This is a genomic window from Pseudomonas fluorescens (assembly GCF_002022275.1).
Classification (GTDB): domain Bacteria; phylum Pseudomonadota; class Gammaproteobacteria; order Pseudomonadales; family Pseudomonadaceae; genus Aquipseudomonas; species Aquipseudomonas fluorescens_AJ.
Genome location: NZ_MSDF01000057.1, coordinates 42,703 through 56,354 on the forward strand (window position 1 = coordinate 42,703; position 13,652 = coordinate 56,354).

12 protein-coding genes are annotated in these 13,652 nt (G+C 62.6%); 2 read left to right on the plus strand and 10 right to left on the minus strand.

Annotation, left to right across the window (positions count from 1 at the left end; all coding sequences use genetic code 11):
• Nucleotides 1-3: 3 nt before the first annotated feature.
• Nucleotides 4-441, plus strand: a complete 438-nt coding sequence (locus BFW87_RS28495; protein WP_078743050.1) for an Rrf2 family transcriptional regulator — start codon at nucleotides 4-6, stop codon at nucleotides 439-441.
• A gap of 177 nt (nucleotides 442-618) precedes the next feature.
• Here the strand turns inward: BFW87_RS28495 and BFW87_RS28500 are convergent, their stop codons facing one another.
• Both BFW87_RS28500 and BFW87_RS28505 read right to left on the minus strand, forming a co-directional pair.
• Complete coding sequence (locus BFW87_RS28500) at nucleotides 619-1,248, minus strand: ribonuclease T2 family protein (protein ID WP_078743051.1); 630 nt, start codon at nucleotides 1,246-1,248, stop codon at nucleotides 619-621.
• A 24-nt stretch (nucleotides 1,249-1,272) separates the two neighbouring features.
• Nucleotides 1,273-2,253, minus strand: a complete 981-nt coding sequence (locus tag BFW87_RS28505; RefSeq protein ID WP_078743052.1) for a Gfo/Idh/MocA family protein — start codon at nucleotides 2,251-2,253, stop codon at nucleotides 1,273-1,275.
• Nucleotides 2,254-2,380: 127 nt separating this feature from the next.
• Here BFW87_RS28505 and BFW87_RS28510 point away from each other — a divergent pair, with 127 nt between their 5' ends.
• Complete coding sequence (locus tag BFW87_RS28510) at nucleotides 2,381-2,743, plus strand: NUDIX hydrolase (protein WP_078743053.1); 363 nt, start codon at nucleotides 2,381-2,383, stop codon at nucleotides 2,741-2,743.
• Here the strand turns inward: BFW87_RS28510 and BFW87_RS28515 are convergent.
• The 8 genes from BFW87_RS28515 to BFW87_RS28555 form a co-directional block, all read right to left on the minus strand.
• Nucleotides 2,723-3,442, minus strand: a complete 720-nt coding sequence (locus BFW87_RS28515; RefSeq protein ID WP_078743054.1) for a transporter substrate-binding domain-containing protein — start codon at nucleotides 3,440-3,442, stop codon at nucleotides 2,723-2,725. The two genes, BFW87_RS28510 and BFW87_RS28515, sit on opposite strands and share 21 nt — an antisense overlap.
• Nucleotides 3,435-6,089 carry an aconitate hydratase AcnA gene (gene acnA, locus BFW87_RS28520; RefSeq protein ID WP_078743055.1) on the minus strand — a complete coding sequence of 885 codons (2,655 nt, stop codon included), beginning with the start codon at nucleotides 6,087-6,089 and terminating at the stop codon, nucleotides 3,435-3,437. Before acnA ends, BFW87_RS28515 begins: the two co-directional genes overlap by 8 nt.
• Nucleotides 6,086-7,279, minus strand: coding sequence for an ornithine--oxo-acid transaminase (rocD, locus tag BFW87_RS28525; RefSeq protein ID WP_078743056.1), 1,194 nt, complete (start codon nucleotides 7,277-7,279; stop codon nucleotides 6,086-6,088). The genes acnA and rocD overlap by 4 nt, the downstream gene beginning before the upstream one ends.
• Nucleotides 7,280-7,414: 135 nt before the next feature.
• A complete protein-coding gene (locus tag BFW87_RS28530; RefSeq protein WP_078743057.1) occupies nucleotides 7,415-8,533 on the minus strand; it encodes a succinylglutamate desuccinylase/aspartoacylase family protein in 1,119 nt (372 codons plus the stop codon).
• Nucleotides 8,534-8,828: 295 nt separating this feature from the next.
• Nucleotides 8,829-10,082, minus strand: a complete 1,254-nt coding sequence (locus BFW87_RS28540; protein ID WP_078743059.1) for an OprD family porin — start codon at nucleotides 10,080-10,082, stop codon at nucleotides 8,829-8,831.
• Between the two features lie 111 nt (nucleotides 10,083-10,193).
• Nucleotides 10,194-11,837 carry an ABC transporter ATP-binding protein gene (locus tag BFW87_RS28545; RefSeq protein WP_078743060.1) on the minus strand — a complete coding sequence of 548 codons (1,644 nt, stop codon included), beginning with the start codon at nucleotides 11,835-11,837 and terminating at the stop codon, nucleotides 10,194-10,196.
• Nucleotides 11,834-12,712: an ABC transporter permease gene (locus BFW87_RS28550; protein ID WP_078743061.1), complete on the minus strand. Its 879-nt coding sequence runs from the start codon at nucleotides 12,710-12,712 to the stop codon at nucleotides 11,834-11,836. The genes BFW87_RS28545 and BFW87_RS28550 overlap by 4 nt, the downstream gene beginning before the upstream one ends.
• A complete protein-coding gene (locus tag BFW87_RS28555) occupies nucleotides 12,709-13,650 on the minus strand; it encodes an ABC transporter permease (RefSeq protein WP_078743062.1) in 942 nt (313 codons plus the stop codon). Before BFW87_RS28555 ends, BFW87_RS28550 begins: the two co-directional genes overlap by 4 nt.
• Nucleotides 13,651-13,652: the final 2 nt, after the last annotated feature.

Below are 13,652 nucleotides of genomic sequence, written 5' to 3' on the forward strand. Positions count from 1 at the left end.
TGGATGAGAAACGACACCCGGCTTTCGCGCATGCTGCACGTGCTGATCCATATGGGCCGCCATGAAGAGCGCGCCACCTCGGAAACCATCGCGCAGATGCTCGGCACCAACCCCGTAGTGGTGCGGCGCACGCTCGGGCTGCTCAAGGAAAAAGGTTACGTGCGCTCGGAAAAAGGCCATCAGGGCGGCTGGACCCTGGGCAAACCCTTGAGTGAAATCACCCTGCTGGAGATTCACCACGCCCTGGGTACACCGTCGATATTCGCCATCGGCCTGTCCACCGACCATCCGGAATGCCTGGTGGAACAGGCGGTGAACGCGGCCCTGACCGATGCCTTCGAGCAGGCCCAGGCCCTGCTGTTGCAGCGCCTGGGCGATGTGACCCTGGCGCAGTTGGCCGAGGATTTTGACGAACGCTATCGCGTGGCGATGCTGCCTTAGCGTTCACAGGCGATAAGTCACCTGTGGCGAGCGGGCTTGCCCCGCGTTGGGCTGCGAAGCGGCCCTGAAACCATTCGCTGCGATGCAGCAGGAATAACGCGGTGGCTTCAACGGGGCCGCTTCGCAGCCCAGCGCAGGGCAAGCCTGCTCGCCACAGTAAGCGCGTGCGTCCTGGCCTTAGCGCTGCGACGGAATACGGATATCGCCGTTGCGGCATTGCGTCTTCACGCTGCGCGGGCAACCGGCGAACGCCAGGTCCTTGGTCAGGCACACGCGCACCTCCGACAGCACCTTGCCCTTGCAGATCACCGCCAGCCCACGGTTGCCCATGCGCGGGTTGCTTTCGCGAAACAACGCTTCGATCTCACGCGCCTGCAATGACGGCGGCGTGTTGAAGGGTTGTAATTGCTGCGGAATGCTCACCGCCCCCAGCGCGGCATCGGTTTTTTCCAGGTAAGCCAGCGGCTCAAGGCCGGTGCAGGTGCCGTGCTTGGCCCATTCGTGCTTGAGCAGCGAACGGGTTGGAAACAGCGTAGCGCCCTTGTCCATTTCTTCGCGGCTCAAGCGCGACTGCGAGTCACAGGAAGCCGGCCACCCGCCTTTCGCGTACTGCGGCCATAAACCGTGCAACACAAAGCCATAGCCCTTGCCCGAACACTGTTCGTTGTCCGGGTGCGTCAGGCAAAACGTCGGCGACCATGATAGCGACAGCACATAAAAATCAAATTCTCCCGGCGTGCCTTGACCACGCGGCGCCGCCGTTGTGCAGGTGGCAAACGCCAGCCATACCAGCATCAGGTATTTCATCCGTCTGTTCCTTGAAAACATCCATTACCCCGGTAGATGGGGATTACGCTGCAGCACCTTGTCGAGAATCCGATCGGTCTTCAACGCTTCGATTGCCAGCGAAGGATGCTCGGCTTCGCCACGAATATGTGCATTCATATTCAACACATGGTGCCACTGGATATGCGCATGGCACGGCACCGCCAGCACCTCGTTCGTCTCGCCCTCAAGCTGCAGCGGCTGGTCTTCAAACACCGCAAAGGTGATGCGCCCACGGCTGCCGATCAGTTCAACCTTGTCTTCGCGACGGTCTGCCACAAAGTTCCAGCAACCCATGCCCAGCGCGCCTGAGCTGAAAGTCCAGCAGGCCGTCACCGCGTCCTCCGCCGCATACGCTCCGGCCTGGCGTGCGGTAAAGCCGGTGACCTCGACAATATCGCCCGCCAGGTACTGAAACAGGTCAAAGCCATGGCTGGCGAGGTCAGCAAAGTAGCCGCCGCCGGCAACTGCCGGGTCGGTGCGCCAGTTGGCAGCGCTGGCGTCTTCAACCGCCGCAGGTTTGCACAGGCTCCAGGTGAGCTGACGCAGTTCGCCGATGCGTCCGTCCTGCAGCCAGTCGCGTACTTGCTGGAAACGCGGCAACGAGCGACGGTAGTAAGAAACAAACAAGTGCAGCCCGGCACGTTCGAAGGTGCGCTGCATCAATGCGCTTTGTTCGGCATTCAGCGACATGGGCTTCTCGACGCAGCAATGCTTGCCGGCCGCGGCCACCATCAGGCTGTATTCCAGATGGCTGTCGGGTGGAGTGGCGATGTACACAGCGTCCACTTCGGGGTCGTCGATCAGTGCCTGAGCGTCGGTGTAGAAACGGGCGATGCCATGGCGTGCCGCATAATCGCGCACGGCCTCTTCGCGGCGCCCCATCACGGCCACCAAGGCAGAACCTGGCGCTTTGTAGAATGCCGGTCCACTCTTCAACTCAGTGACACTGCCACAACCGATCATGCCCCAACGTACGGTAGTCATCTGTATTCCTCGTCCGTTTTCATCAATCAGGCAGTATCCACAACCCCTCACGTCGGCGCCACCGCCACTGAGCATGACAATTGCATTACACTTTTATGACATTCATCACGCTACGGGGGCACACAGGATGAAAATACGCGCCACGGTCATTTGCGAACACGAGGGGCATATCCTCTTCGTGCGCAAAGCCAGATCAAAATGGGCCTTGCCCGGCGGCAAGGTCGAACAGGACGAGCGCCCGGTCGGCGCGGCCGAACGGGAGCTGGAAGAAGAAACCGGGTTGAACGTGGACGGGCTGCTGTACTTGCAGGAGTTGAAGGCCCGCGACACGGTGCATCACGTGTTCGAAGCGTCAGTGGTCAACCTTGCCGACGCCAGGCCGTGCAACGAAATCATCGACTGCCAGTGGCACGACTACAGCGCCATGGACGAGCTCGACACCACCGACGCCACCCGCCACATCGTCAAATCATTCCTGCGTCGCCTGTAGTTCAGCGCTCTGCCCGCTGTCCAGCAAACCTCGCTTCACCACGCCATTCTCTTTCTGCCGTTCGACAAAGGATCTGACGAACGCGGCAGCGGCTGCATGCGCCACCGGCACTGCCATGGCCTGACGGATGGTCATGAAGTCATCCTCGACCAGCCGCCAATGCGCCGAAATCTTCGTCTGCAGGAAATCCCGCACGCCCGCCGCCGCGTCCAGGCCTTGCTCGATAAACCAGTCCACCGCTGCGGCGGACGTCGGCGCCCGCACCAGTTCGGCGTGCTGCACCGTGCGGCTCAGGTACAGGTCATAGGCGGCGCCCTGGCCGACGGCGATGCGTCGACCCGGTACATCGAGTTGCGCGACATGGGTAAAGGCTGAATCCGCCGCCACCAGATACGTGCCCTTGATCGCCACATAAGGCGCGCTGAAGGCGATTTCCTTCTCGCGCACCGGCTCGATGGCCAGAAACGCGACCCGCCACATATCGTCGGCCAACGCGGCGAAAACCTTGCCCGCCGCATCGAAAGTAATCAGTTGCAGCTCGACGCCCAACGCCTCGGCCAGCGCGCGCGCCAGCACCACGGAAACCCCCTGTGGCTCGCCGCCCGGGCCGCGTTGCGCGAGTACCGGGTTGCCGAAGTTGATGGCGGCGCGCAGTACGCCGTCGGGGGCCAGTTGGTGCAGCACTTGCGGGTCAATCATGGGGCGCTCCTTGGCGAGTCCGTTGCACGGTCTTGCGGATCACAAACGGCAATACGCCGCCGTGCTCAAGGTACCCAAGCTCTTGCAGCGAGTCGAGGCGCAGGGCCAACAAGCACGTTTCGACACGGCCGTCAGCGCGGTCAACCTGCAAGGTGATCGGGTTCTCACCGACGTGAAGCGTGTCCAGCCCCAGGAAGGTCAGGCGCTCGCTGCCGTCCAGCGCCAAATCCTGCACCGAGGCGCCTGCACCGAACACCAGCGGCAGCACGCCCATGCCAATCAGGTTGCTGCGGTGAATGCGCTCGATACTGCGCGCCACCACCGCCTTGATCCCCAGCAGGCTGAGCACCTTGGCCGCCCAATCACGGCTGGAACCGGCGCCGTAGTTGAGCCCGGCAAACAGCACCGTTGGCGTAGCGGCGTAGCTGTGCGCCGCCAGGTACAGCGGCTGGTAGGCGCTGTGGTCGGCATTCCACGCCCACACGCCCCGGCGCGGCGCTTGCTGCGGGTCGAGCAGGTTGTGCAGACGCGGGTTGGTGAAGGCGCCGCGCACCATCACTTCGTGGTTGCTTCGGCGGGTGGAGTACTGGTTGAAATCCACCTCGGCCTCGCCACGCTCGCGCAGCCAGGCACCGGCCAGGCTGTCGGGCGGGATGGTGCCGGCGGGCGAGATATGGTCGGTGGTCACGTCATCACCCAGCACCACCAAGGCCCGCGCATTGCGCACAGACAGGCTCTTCGCGGGCAGTGGCTGCACGTCCGCCAGATACTGCGGGCGCCGCAGGTAAGTCGAATCCGCGTGCCAGCCAAACTGCACGCTGCCATCGGCTTGCAGCGCCTGCCAGTGATGCGTGCCCTGCCACAACAGCTCGCTCCGTTGCTGGAACAACACCGGGCGCACTACGCGTGCCACTTGCGCAGCCACCTCGGTATCAGCTGGCATCAGCTCATGCAAGTACACCGGTTTGCCTTGGGCATCCATCGCCAACGGGCTGCTCGACAGGTCGATGTCGATACTCCCGGCAATCGCATAGGCCACGCACAACGCCGGCGACGCCAGATACCCGGCCGGCACGTTCGGGTTGACCCGCCCTTCAAAGTTGCGATTGCCCGACAACACCACCACCCCCTTGAGGCCCTGCCGAGCAAAGCTTTCGACGTGTGCCTCCAGGCTGCCGGAATTGCCGATACAGGTCATGCAACCAAAACCCGCCAGGTCAAAACCCAGCGCGGCAAAATCCTCCAGTAACCCCGCCGCCTCCAGATAATCCGCCACCACCCGCGAACCCGGCGACAACGACGTCTTGACCCACGGCCTGCGCCCCACACCCCGCGCCCGCGCATTACGCGCCAGCAACCCGGCCTGAATCATCTGCGCCGGATTGGCGGTGTTGGTGCAACTGGTGATCGCCGCCATCACCACGGCGCCGTGGGTCAGCGGCGCGTCGAATGACGGCTCAAAAAACTGCTGACCGGGTTCACCCTGTACCTGCTGATGAAACGAGGCGGCCGCATTTGCAAGCGACTGACGCTGATGGGGCTGATGGGGCCCCGCCACACTCGGTTCGACGTGCGCCAGGTCTAGTTCAATCAGCTCATCAAAGTGCGGTTGCGGCTCGCCTTCCTGGCGCCATAGCGATTGCGCCGCCATGTAAGTTGCTACCTTGGCCAGCAACGGCTTGGGTCGCGCAGTCAATTCCAGGTAGGACAGGGTCTCGTCATCAAACGGGAAAAACACCACCGTGGCGCCGTATTCCGGCGCCATATTTGCCACCGTACCGCGCGCCGCCCAACTCAGGGACGACAACCCCGGCCCGGTAAATTCAACAAACTTGCCGACCATGCTGCGCTGACGTAACAGCTCAGTCACGGTCAAGGCCAAATCAGTGGCCGTCACACCGGCTCGCAGCGCATTGCTCACACGAATCCCGACCACGTGCGGAAACGGTATCGGCACCGGCTCACCGAGCATCGCCGCCTGCCCTTCCAGCCCGCCCACGCCCCAACCGAGCACGCCGATGGCATTGATCATCGGCGTGTGGCTGTCGGTCGCCACCATGCAATCGGGGTGCAGCAACACACCGCCGTCGGCCGCCGGGCTTTCCCACACCACCTGCGCAATGGCCTCCATGTTCATCTGGTGGATGATCCCCGTGCCCGGCGGGATCACCTTGAAGTTGTCCAGACTGGCCTGGGCCCACTTGATAAAGCGGTAGCGCTCGCTGTTGCGGCGAAAGTCGATGTCGAGGTTGGCGTCCACCGCGCCGGCTTCGGCGTAATGCTCGACGATCACCGAATGGTCGATGGTCAGCACCGCCGGGATCGCCGGGTTCACCGCCGTCGGGTCGCCGCCCAATTCGGCCACCACGTCGCGCATCCCGGCGAAATCCGCCAGCGCCGGCAAACAGGTGGTGTCATGGAACATCAGGCGGTTGGGCTGGAACGGCACCTCGCAATCCGGCCCGTTGCCGGTTGCCCGCGCCAGCACCTGCGGCAACGCGGCCGGGGTACAGCGGGCGATGTTTTCCAGCAGGATGCGCACTGAATACGGCAACCGATGCAGTTGTTCCGGGGTCAGCAGTTTATGCAGGTCGATATAGGCGAAGCGCTGCCCGTCGATGTGCAAGTGGCTAAGAAAGTCGCTCATAGTTGGGCAAACACACGCTCGATGCGCGCCAGGCCCCAGTCGAGTTCTTCGCGGGTGATCGACAACGGCGGCGCAATACGCAGCACGTTTTCGTGGGTTTCCTTGGTCAACAGGCCTTCGGCGAGCAGGGCTTCGCAGATCGGCCGCGCGTCACGGTCCAGCTCTACGCCGACCCACAAGCCACGCCCGCGAATCTCGCGAATCGCCGGGGAATTCATCGCCGTCAGGCGCTCCACCAGGTACTGGCCGAGCCTCGCGCTGTTGTCGATCAAGCCTTCGTCTTCGAGCACGTTCAACGCTTCCAGACCGATGGCAGCGGCTAACGGGTTGCCGCCAAAGGTGGAGCCGTGGCTGCCGGCGTCGAACAGATCCATGATCGAGTGGTCGGCCACAAACGCCGACACCGGCATGATCCCGCCGCCCAGTGCTTTGCCGAGAATCAGCGCATCCGGGCGAATGCCTTCGTGCTGGAAGGCGAACCACTTGCCCGTACGGCCCAGGCCCGACTGGATCTCGTCGAGAATCAACAGGGTATTGGTCTCGTCGCACAGCTGGCGCAACTCACGCAGGAACCCGGCCGGCGGCACGCGAATGCCGGCTTCACCCTGGATCGGCTCGATCAGCACCGCGCAGGTGTCGGCGGTGATCGCTTGGCGGAAACTCTCGATATCGCCAAAGCGCGCTTCGGTGAAGCCGTTGCAGAACGGGCCGAAGTCGGCCTTGTAGTCCGGCTCGGACGAGAAGCCGACGATGGTTGAGGTACGACCGTGGAAGTTATTGTCGGCCACCACGATTTTCGCCTGATTCGCCGCAATGCCCTTGACCCGATAACCCCAGCGGCGTGCGGCCTTGATTGCGGTTTCCACCGCTTCGGCGCCGCTGTTCATCGGCAGGGCTGAATCGAAGCCCGTGAGGCGGCACAGGGTTTTGAGGAAGTTGCCCAAAGGCTCGCTGTAGAACGCACGGGAAACCACGCTGATCTTGTCGATCTGCGCCACGGCGGCGGCGCGGATACGCGGGTGTACATGGCCGTGACTCACGGCGGAATAGGCCGACATCATGTCCAGGTAGCGCGTGCCGTCATCACCAATGGCCCAGACGCCCTCGCCCTTGACGATGACCACCGGCAGTGGCGAGTAGTTGTGGGCGCAGAATTGGTTTTCGAGGGTGATAGCCGGGTTCGAGTGCATGGGGGTGTCCTGCCAGGTAAAAATCTAAAGAACAAAGGAGGTCAACTGTGGGAGCTGGCTTGCCTGCGATAGCGGTACATCAGACAGACCGCTATCGCAGGCAAGCCAGCTCCCACAGGTTTAATCGCATTTCAATCAGGCGCTGAGCAGCTTGCCACTGCGAATCGGCGTGGCGCCGGACACGCGGCCCAGCGGATCACCCGGTTTCACAAAGCGCACATCGCGACGCATGTACAGCACGCCCGTGTTGTGGCTCGTCACCGTCACCGTCTCGCCGCTGTGCGGGTCAACGATGTCGAACAACGCCTGCCCCGCTTCGACGCGGCTGCCGACGGCGGCGCGGTGCACCAGTACGCCGGCACTCGGCGCGTAAAACTGCTCGCTGCCGGCCAACGGCGTCGCCGGGTTGCGCAAGGCCGGCAACGGACGCGGTGTGCCTTCAATGGCGCCCAGGTGGGTCAGGTAATCGATGATCGCGGTGGCGTCATGCTCGGCCAGCTCGTAGGACACATCACGCTGCCCGCGATGCTCCACCGTCACCGCAATGCTGCTGTCGGGAATCGGGAAACGCTCGCCCATTTGTTCGCGCAGGTTCACCCACAACAGGTACAGCGCTTCATCAAACGAATTGGCCTGGGAATCGGTGGCCAGCAAAGTGGCCTCGGCGCCGATGTAACGCGCCAGGGGTTCGATGGTCGGCCACACCGACTCACCGGTGTAGAGGTGCATCGCCGCTTCGCGGGAGCAATGCAGGTCCAGCACGATGTCGGCATCGTGGGCCAGCAGCATCAGGGTTTGTTGCAGCGATTGGTACTCGTCCATCGGCTGGGCGGCGCGCAGGCATTCGCCCCAGGCGGTGCGGATCAGCTCGCGGTTGGCGTTGATGTCCTGGCCGAGCAGGTGTTCGACCTTGCCGACAATCGCCTGATACGGCACCGGGAAACCACGGTTGTAATTGCGCCCGCTGGCCAGCTCAAAACGCCCGCTCGGGGCGCCCATGATGTACTGGCCCAGACCCGCCGGGTTGGCCACCGCCACCAATACGATTTGCGCATTCAGGCGCCCGGCGCTTTCCAGCGCCACCAGGTGCCGGCGCAGTTGCGAGGCCACCAGCATCGCCGGGGTTTCATCGGCATGCAGCGCCGCTTGAATATAAATTTTTCGACCCGCACCCGTCGCGCCGTAGTGCTCACTGTCCACGTACCTGTGGGTGCCTTGTGTCGCTTGCAGCAAGGGGTGTTGAATAAGTTTCATAAACCGGAAGTCTCGATATTCGAGTGATGGACCTTGAGAAAAATACTAACGAGACCGGGTGATCGCCCGTAAGGGCGGCCAGGGCTATCTTGATCTGCAAATCCGATCAACATTTGGGAACCAGCCCCTTGTGGCGAGCGGGCTTGTCCCGCGTTGGGCTGCGAAGCAGTCCCAAAACCAGGCAACGCATGTTGTCTGCAGGAACGCGGTTGCTTCGATGGGGCTGCTACGCAGCCCAACGCGGGACGAGCCCGCTCGCCACAAATAAGCCACAGTTGATCGGACTATTGAGTGCCTACCAGAGCGCCAGGGTATAGCCCAGCATCACGCGGTTTTCGTTCACATCATTGAAGTAGTTGCCCTTGCTCAGGGCGTTGCGCCAGCGCATCGACACGCCTTTGAACGGCCCGTTCTGCACCACGTAACTGACGTCCAGGTCACGTTCCCATTCACGCCCTTCGCCGTTGAAGCCAATCACCTCGGCCGAATCGCCCTTGGCGTACTTGATGCCCATCAACAGGCCCGGCAAGCCAAGGTCGGCGAAGTTGTAGTCGTAGCGCGCGTGCCAGGCCTGTTCCTTGGTCTGGGTAAAGTTGCTGAACTGGTATTCGGTAAACAGGTAGGTGATCGAACCGTCCAGGTAGGTAAACGGCGTGGTGCCGTACTGGCGCTGGAAACCGCCGCCGATGCTGTGGCCGCCGTACTGGTAGGTAAAGCGCGTGCTCAATGCGCTGTTGTCGACTTTGCCGGCCAGGCCCGCGCCGTCCTTGTCGGAGTTGAAGTAGCGCACGTCGGTTTTCAACGTACCGCCGCCCAGCCCGAAGTTGTTCTTGAAGCCCACGTACTGCTGCTGGTAGATGCTGTCCAGCGCGGCGAAGTGGTAGCTGACCAGCGTGTTCGGCGTCAGCGAGTAATCACCCCCGGCAAAACGGAACTTGTCGCTCAGCGCCGTGCTTTTGTAGACCTTGCTGACGGTGGTCAGCTTCATGTCTTCATAGTTGGTGGAGTCGCGATCCTTGGCCTGGTCGATCTGCCCAAGGGTGACTTTGAGATTGCTGATGTCGTTGGACACCAGTTGCGTACCGCTGAACGACTGCGGGAAAAGACGGCTGGTGTTGGGCTGCAAAATCGGCAGGTCCGGCACCAGGTAACCCACGCGCAACTCGCTTTTGGCGAAACGCGCCTTACCCGTCACGCCGAGTTTTGAGTACTCGTCGGAGACGTTCTTGTCGCTGTCACGTTGCAGCAAACCCGTACCCGAAAGGCCCGGGCTGGAGTCGAGTTTCACTCCCAGCATGCCGGTCAAATCCAGGCCGAAACCCACGGTGCCCTCGGTAAACCCCGACTTGATACCCAGGATAAAACCCTGCGCCCATTCCGCACGCATCGACTGCGATGCGGCTTCGCGGTAGTCGCGGTTGAAGTAGTAGTTCTTCAATTCCAGCGTACCGCTGCTGTCCTTGATGAAGTCGGCCTGGGCGGCGAACGGGATCATCCCGCTGCTCACGACGCCTACGCCTGTGATGAGTTGAGTCAGGGATTTTTTCATTTTTTTAAGCTCCTGGCAGTGTCATGGTTGGGGGTTTTTATTGTTCTTCGGACGTGGCTTCGCCATTCGCGCCAATCAGCGATTGGCGCGGCGGGTGAAATCAGTCCTGGGTTACAGCGCTAGCGGTACGGGGCCCTGGCGGATGCGGTAGCCACCGTTTTCAAGTTTCTCCAAGGGGCTGGCGGCGGCCAGCAGCTTGCGGGTGTAAGGGTGTTGCGGGCGGTCGAAAATCTCATCACGCGCGCCCATTTCCACTACCCTGCCCTCGCTCATCACCGCCACCCGGTGGGCAATGCGCTCCACGGCGGCCAGGTCGTGGGAGATGAACAGGCAGGCAAAGCCGTACTGGGCCTGCAGGCGCTCGAACAGTTCGAGAATCTGCTTCTGGATGGTCATGTCCAGCGCCGAAATCGGTTCGTCGGCAATCACCAGCCGTGGGTGACGCACCAGCGCGCGGCCAATCGCGACACGCTGGCGTTGCCCACCGGAGAGCTGATGCGGGAAGCGGTCGACAAACTGCTCGGCCAAGCCGATGTCCAGCAGGGTTTTCGTCACGCGCTCACGCTTTTGCTCGGCGCTCATGCCGGGCACATGGCGCAGGGGCTCGGCGAGGATGTCGCCGATTTTCATGCGTGGGTCGAGGGACGAATACGGGTCCTGGAAAATCATCTGGCATTGCAGCCGATGCTCGCGGTTGCCGGACTTGAGAATGTCCACGCCTTCAAACTCGATGGTGCCGGCACAGGCTTTGTTCAGGCCGACAATCGCCCGGCCCAGGGTGGTTTTGCCCGAGCCGCTGCCGCCCACCAGGGCCAGGGTTTCGCCCGGTGCGATGCTCAGGTTGGCCGAGTGCACCACGCGTTTGAACTGGCTGCGGCCCCAAAAGCTGCGCGGGCCCGGGTGTTCAATGCACACGTCCCTGACAGTCAGTAACGGGCGATCCGATGGCGGTAGATCCGCCAACTCACCGCGGCGTGGCAAAGCCTCCAGCAATTGCCGGGTGTACTCGGCCTTGGGCGACAGCAGAATCTGTTCGATCGTGCCCTGCTCCACCGCGCGACCTTCACGCATCACCACCACCTTGTCGGCGTAGCGCGCGACCAGCGACAGGTCATGGCTGATAAACAGAATCGCCGTGCCTTGCTCGCGGGTCAGGTCGAGCATCAGCTTCAACACGTCCAGTTGCGCCAGGCAATCCAAAGCCGTAGTCGGTTCGTCGGCAATCAGCAGCGCCGGGCGCAGCAGCATCACCGAGGCGAGCATGATGCGTTGGCGCATGCCACCGGAGAACTCATGGGGGAACGCCGCCAGGCAACGCTCGGCGTCCTTGATGCCGATATGGCCGAGCATCTCCAGGCTGCGTGCGCGAATATGCTCCTCGGTCAGTTTGGTGTGCAGGCGCAGGCCCTCAGCCATTTGCTCACCGATGCTCATGGACGGGTTCAGCGAGACCATGGGTTCCTGGAACACCATGCCGATCTTCGCCCCGCGCAGCAGGCGCAGTTGTTCGGGCTTGAGGCTGTTGAGGTCATGGCCCTGAAACCGCACCTGCCCGCCGCAATGTTCCAGCGGCGGCGGCAGCAGGCCGATGGCGGCGCGGGCAGCCATGGTCTTGCCGCTGCCGGACTCACCGACCAAGGCGACGATTTCGCCCGGTGCGATGGTGAAACTCAAATCATTGACCGCCAGCGGGCCATGGGCGCCGACGCGGATTTTCAGGTGATCGACGGCCAACAGTACGTCAGTCATGTTCATTTACTCATCCGTGGATCAAGGCGGTCACGCAAGGCGTCGCCACACAGGTTGAACGCCAGCAGCGCCATGGCGATGCAGACCCCGGGAAACAGCCCCAGCCAGCTGGCCGTGGCAATGTACGGCCGGCTCGCCGCAAGCATGTTGCCCCAGGTGGCCGCCGGAGGCGGCACGCCCAGGCCGAGGAAGCTCAAGGCGCTTTCCGCGAGAATCGCCCAGCCAAACATGCTGGTCGCCAGCACGCACACCGGCGCCACGCAGTTCGGCGCGATGTGGCGCAGCATGGTGTACAGCTCTGAATTGCCGATCACCCGCGAGGCTTCCACAAACTCTTTCTCACGCAGCGACAACACCGTACCGCGCACCACCCGCACCACCGACGGCGTGTACGCCAGACTCAAGGCGAAGACGATGCCGTACAGGCTCGGGCCGATGATCGCCATCAAGCCCAGCGCCAGCAGAATCCCCGGAAACGCGAGCAATGCGTCGTTGATCATCATCAGGCCACGGTCGACCCAGCCACGCAGGAAACCGGCGAGCAAGCCAAGAAAGGTGCCGGCGACAATCGCCAGGCTCACCGTCAACACACTCACCCACAGGCTGGTGTGCGCGCCGATCATCAAGCGGCTCAACACATCGCGGCCGTATTCATCAGTGCCCAGCAAGTGCGCGGCGGTAGGCGCTTGCAAGCGTGCCAGCAGGTTCAACGCCAGCGGGTCGCGGGGCGTCCACACCAGGCCGAGGGCGGCCATGATCAACAGCAACGCCAGTAACGTCGCGCCGATCAGTGCGTTCAATGGCGGCACACGCCAGGCCCTGGGGGCACGCGCCGGTGCCGGCAGCAGCACGTCGGGCGCAACGGGAAGGGGCTTATTCATAACTTAACCCTGGGGTCGAAGAGCGGGTACAGCAGGTCCACCAACAGGTTGACCAGCACATAAACAAAGGTCACCAGCAGCAGGCAGCCTTGCAGCACGGGATAGTCGCGGGCGTAGATGGCGTCGACCATCAGGCGGCCGATGCCCGGCAGGGTGAACACGGTTTCCAGCACCGCGATGCCGCTGAGCAAGTTGCCGAGGATCAGGCCGATCAGGGTCAAGGTCGGTGCAAACGAGTTGCGCAACGCATGGCGCCACAGCACCGCGCGTTCCGACAAACCCTTGGCCCGCGCATGGGTGATGTATTCCAGGCGCAGCACTTCAATCGCACTGGCCCGCGCCATACGGGTGATCGCGCCGAGCTCCACCAGCGTCAACGTGACAATCGGCAGCACGATAAAGGTCACCGCCTGCCACGGCGATTGGCTGAACGACACATAGCCCACCACCGGCAACCAGCCGAGCTTGATACCGAAGGCATAGAGCAACAGCAGGCCGAGCCAGAAGCTCGGGATCGACAACAACAGCGTCGCCGTCGACACCACGCCAAAGTCCAGCGCACTGTCCTGCTTCCACGCGGCGAGCAAGCCCGCAGGCACGGCGATCAACGCGGCCAGCAACACCGAGACCAGTACGATCCCGGCACTCACCTGGAAGCGGTCCAGAATCAGCGGCAGCACCGCCTCATTGGTGGTGATCGAATGCCCCAGATCACCACTGAGCACGGCCTTGAGCCAGATCACAAACTGCACCGGCAAGGGCTGGTCCAGCCCCAGAGACGCGCGGGCAACCTCCAGGCTATGCGCGTCGGCCATGTCGCCAAGCATCAACAAAGCGGGGTCACCCGGCACAAGACGGATGATCGCGAACACCATCAGCGAGATCAGTAGCAAGGTCGGGATCGACATCGCCAGGCGTTGAGAAATAAAGCGGAACATCC

Excerpts from the sequence above, each read along its gene's own strand:
- BFW87_RS28495 (WP_078743050.1), top strand. The coding sequence starts at position 4 with ATGAGAAACGACACCCGGCTTTCGCGCATGCTGCACGTGCTGATCCAT.
- BFW87_RS28500 (WP_078743051.1), bottom strand. The coding sequence starts at position 1,248 with ATGAAATACCTGATGCTGGTATGGCTGGCGTTTGCCACCTGCACAACG.
- BFW87_RS28505 (WP_078743052.1), bottom strand. The coding sequence starts at position 2,253 with ATGACTACCGTACGTTGGGGCATGATCGGTTGTGGCAGTGTCACTGAG.
- BFW87_RS28510 (WP_078743053.1), top strand. The coding sequence starts at position 2,381 with ATGAAAATACGCGCCACGGTCATTTGCGAACACGAGGGGCATATCCTC.
- BFW87_RS28515 (WP_078743054.1), bottom strand. The coding sequence starts at position 3,442 with ATGATTGACCCGCAAGTGCTGCACCAACTGGCCCCCGACGGCGTACTG.
- acnA (WP_078743055.1), bottom strand. The coding sequence starts at position 6,089 with ATGAGCGACTTTCTTAGCCACTTGCACATCGACGGGCAGCGCTTCGCC.
- rocD (WP_078743056.1), bottom strand. The coding sequence starts at position 7,279 with ATGCACTCGAACCCGGCTATCACCCTCGAAAACCAATTCTGCGCCCAC.
- BFW87_RS28530 (WP_078743057.1), bottom strand. The coding sequence starts at position 8,533 with ATGAAACTTATTCAACACCCCTTGCTGCAAGCGACACAAGGCACCCAC.
- BFW87_RS28540 (WP_078743059.1), bottom strand. The coding sequence starts at position 10,082 with ATGAAAAAATCCCTGACTCAACTCATCACAGGCGTAGGCGTCGTGAGC.
- BFW87_RS28545 (WP_078743060.1), bottom strand. The coding sequence starts at position 11,837 with ATGAACATGACTGACGTACTGTTGGCCGTCGATCACCTGAAAATCCGC.
- BFW87_RS28550 (WP_078743061.1), bottom strand. The coding sequence starts at position 12,712 with ATGAATAAGCCCCTTCCCGTTGCGCCCGACGTGCTGCTGCCGGCACCG.
- BFW87_RS28555 (WP_078743062.1), bottom strand. The coding sequence starts at position 13,650 with ATGTTCCGCTTTATTTCTCAACGCCTGGCGATGTCGATCCCGACCTTG.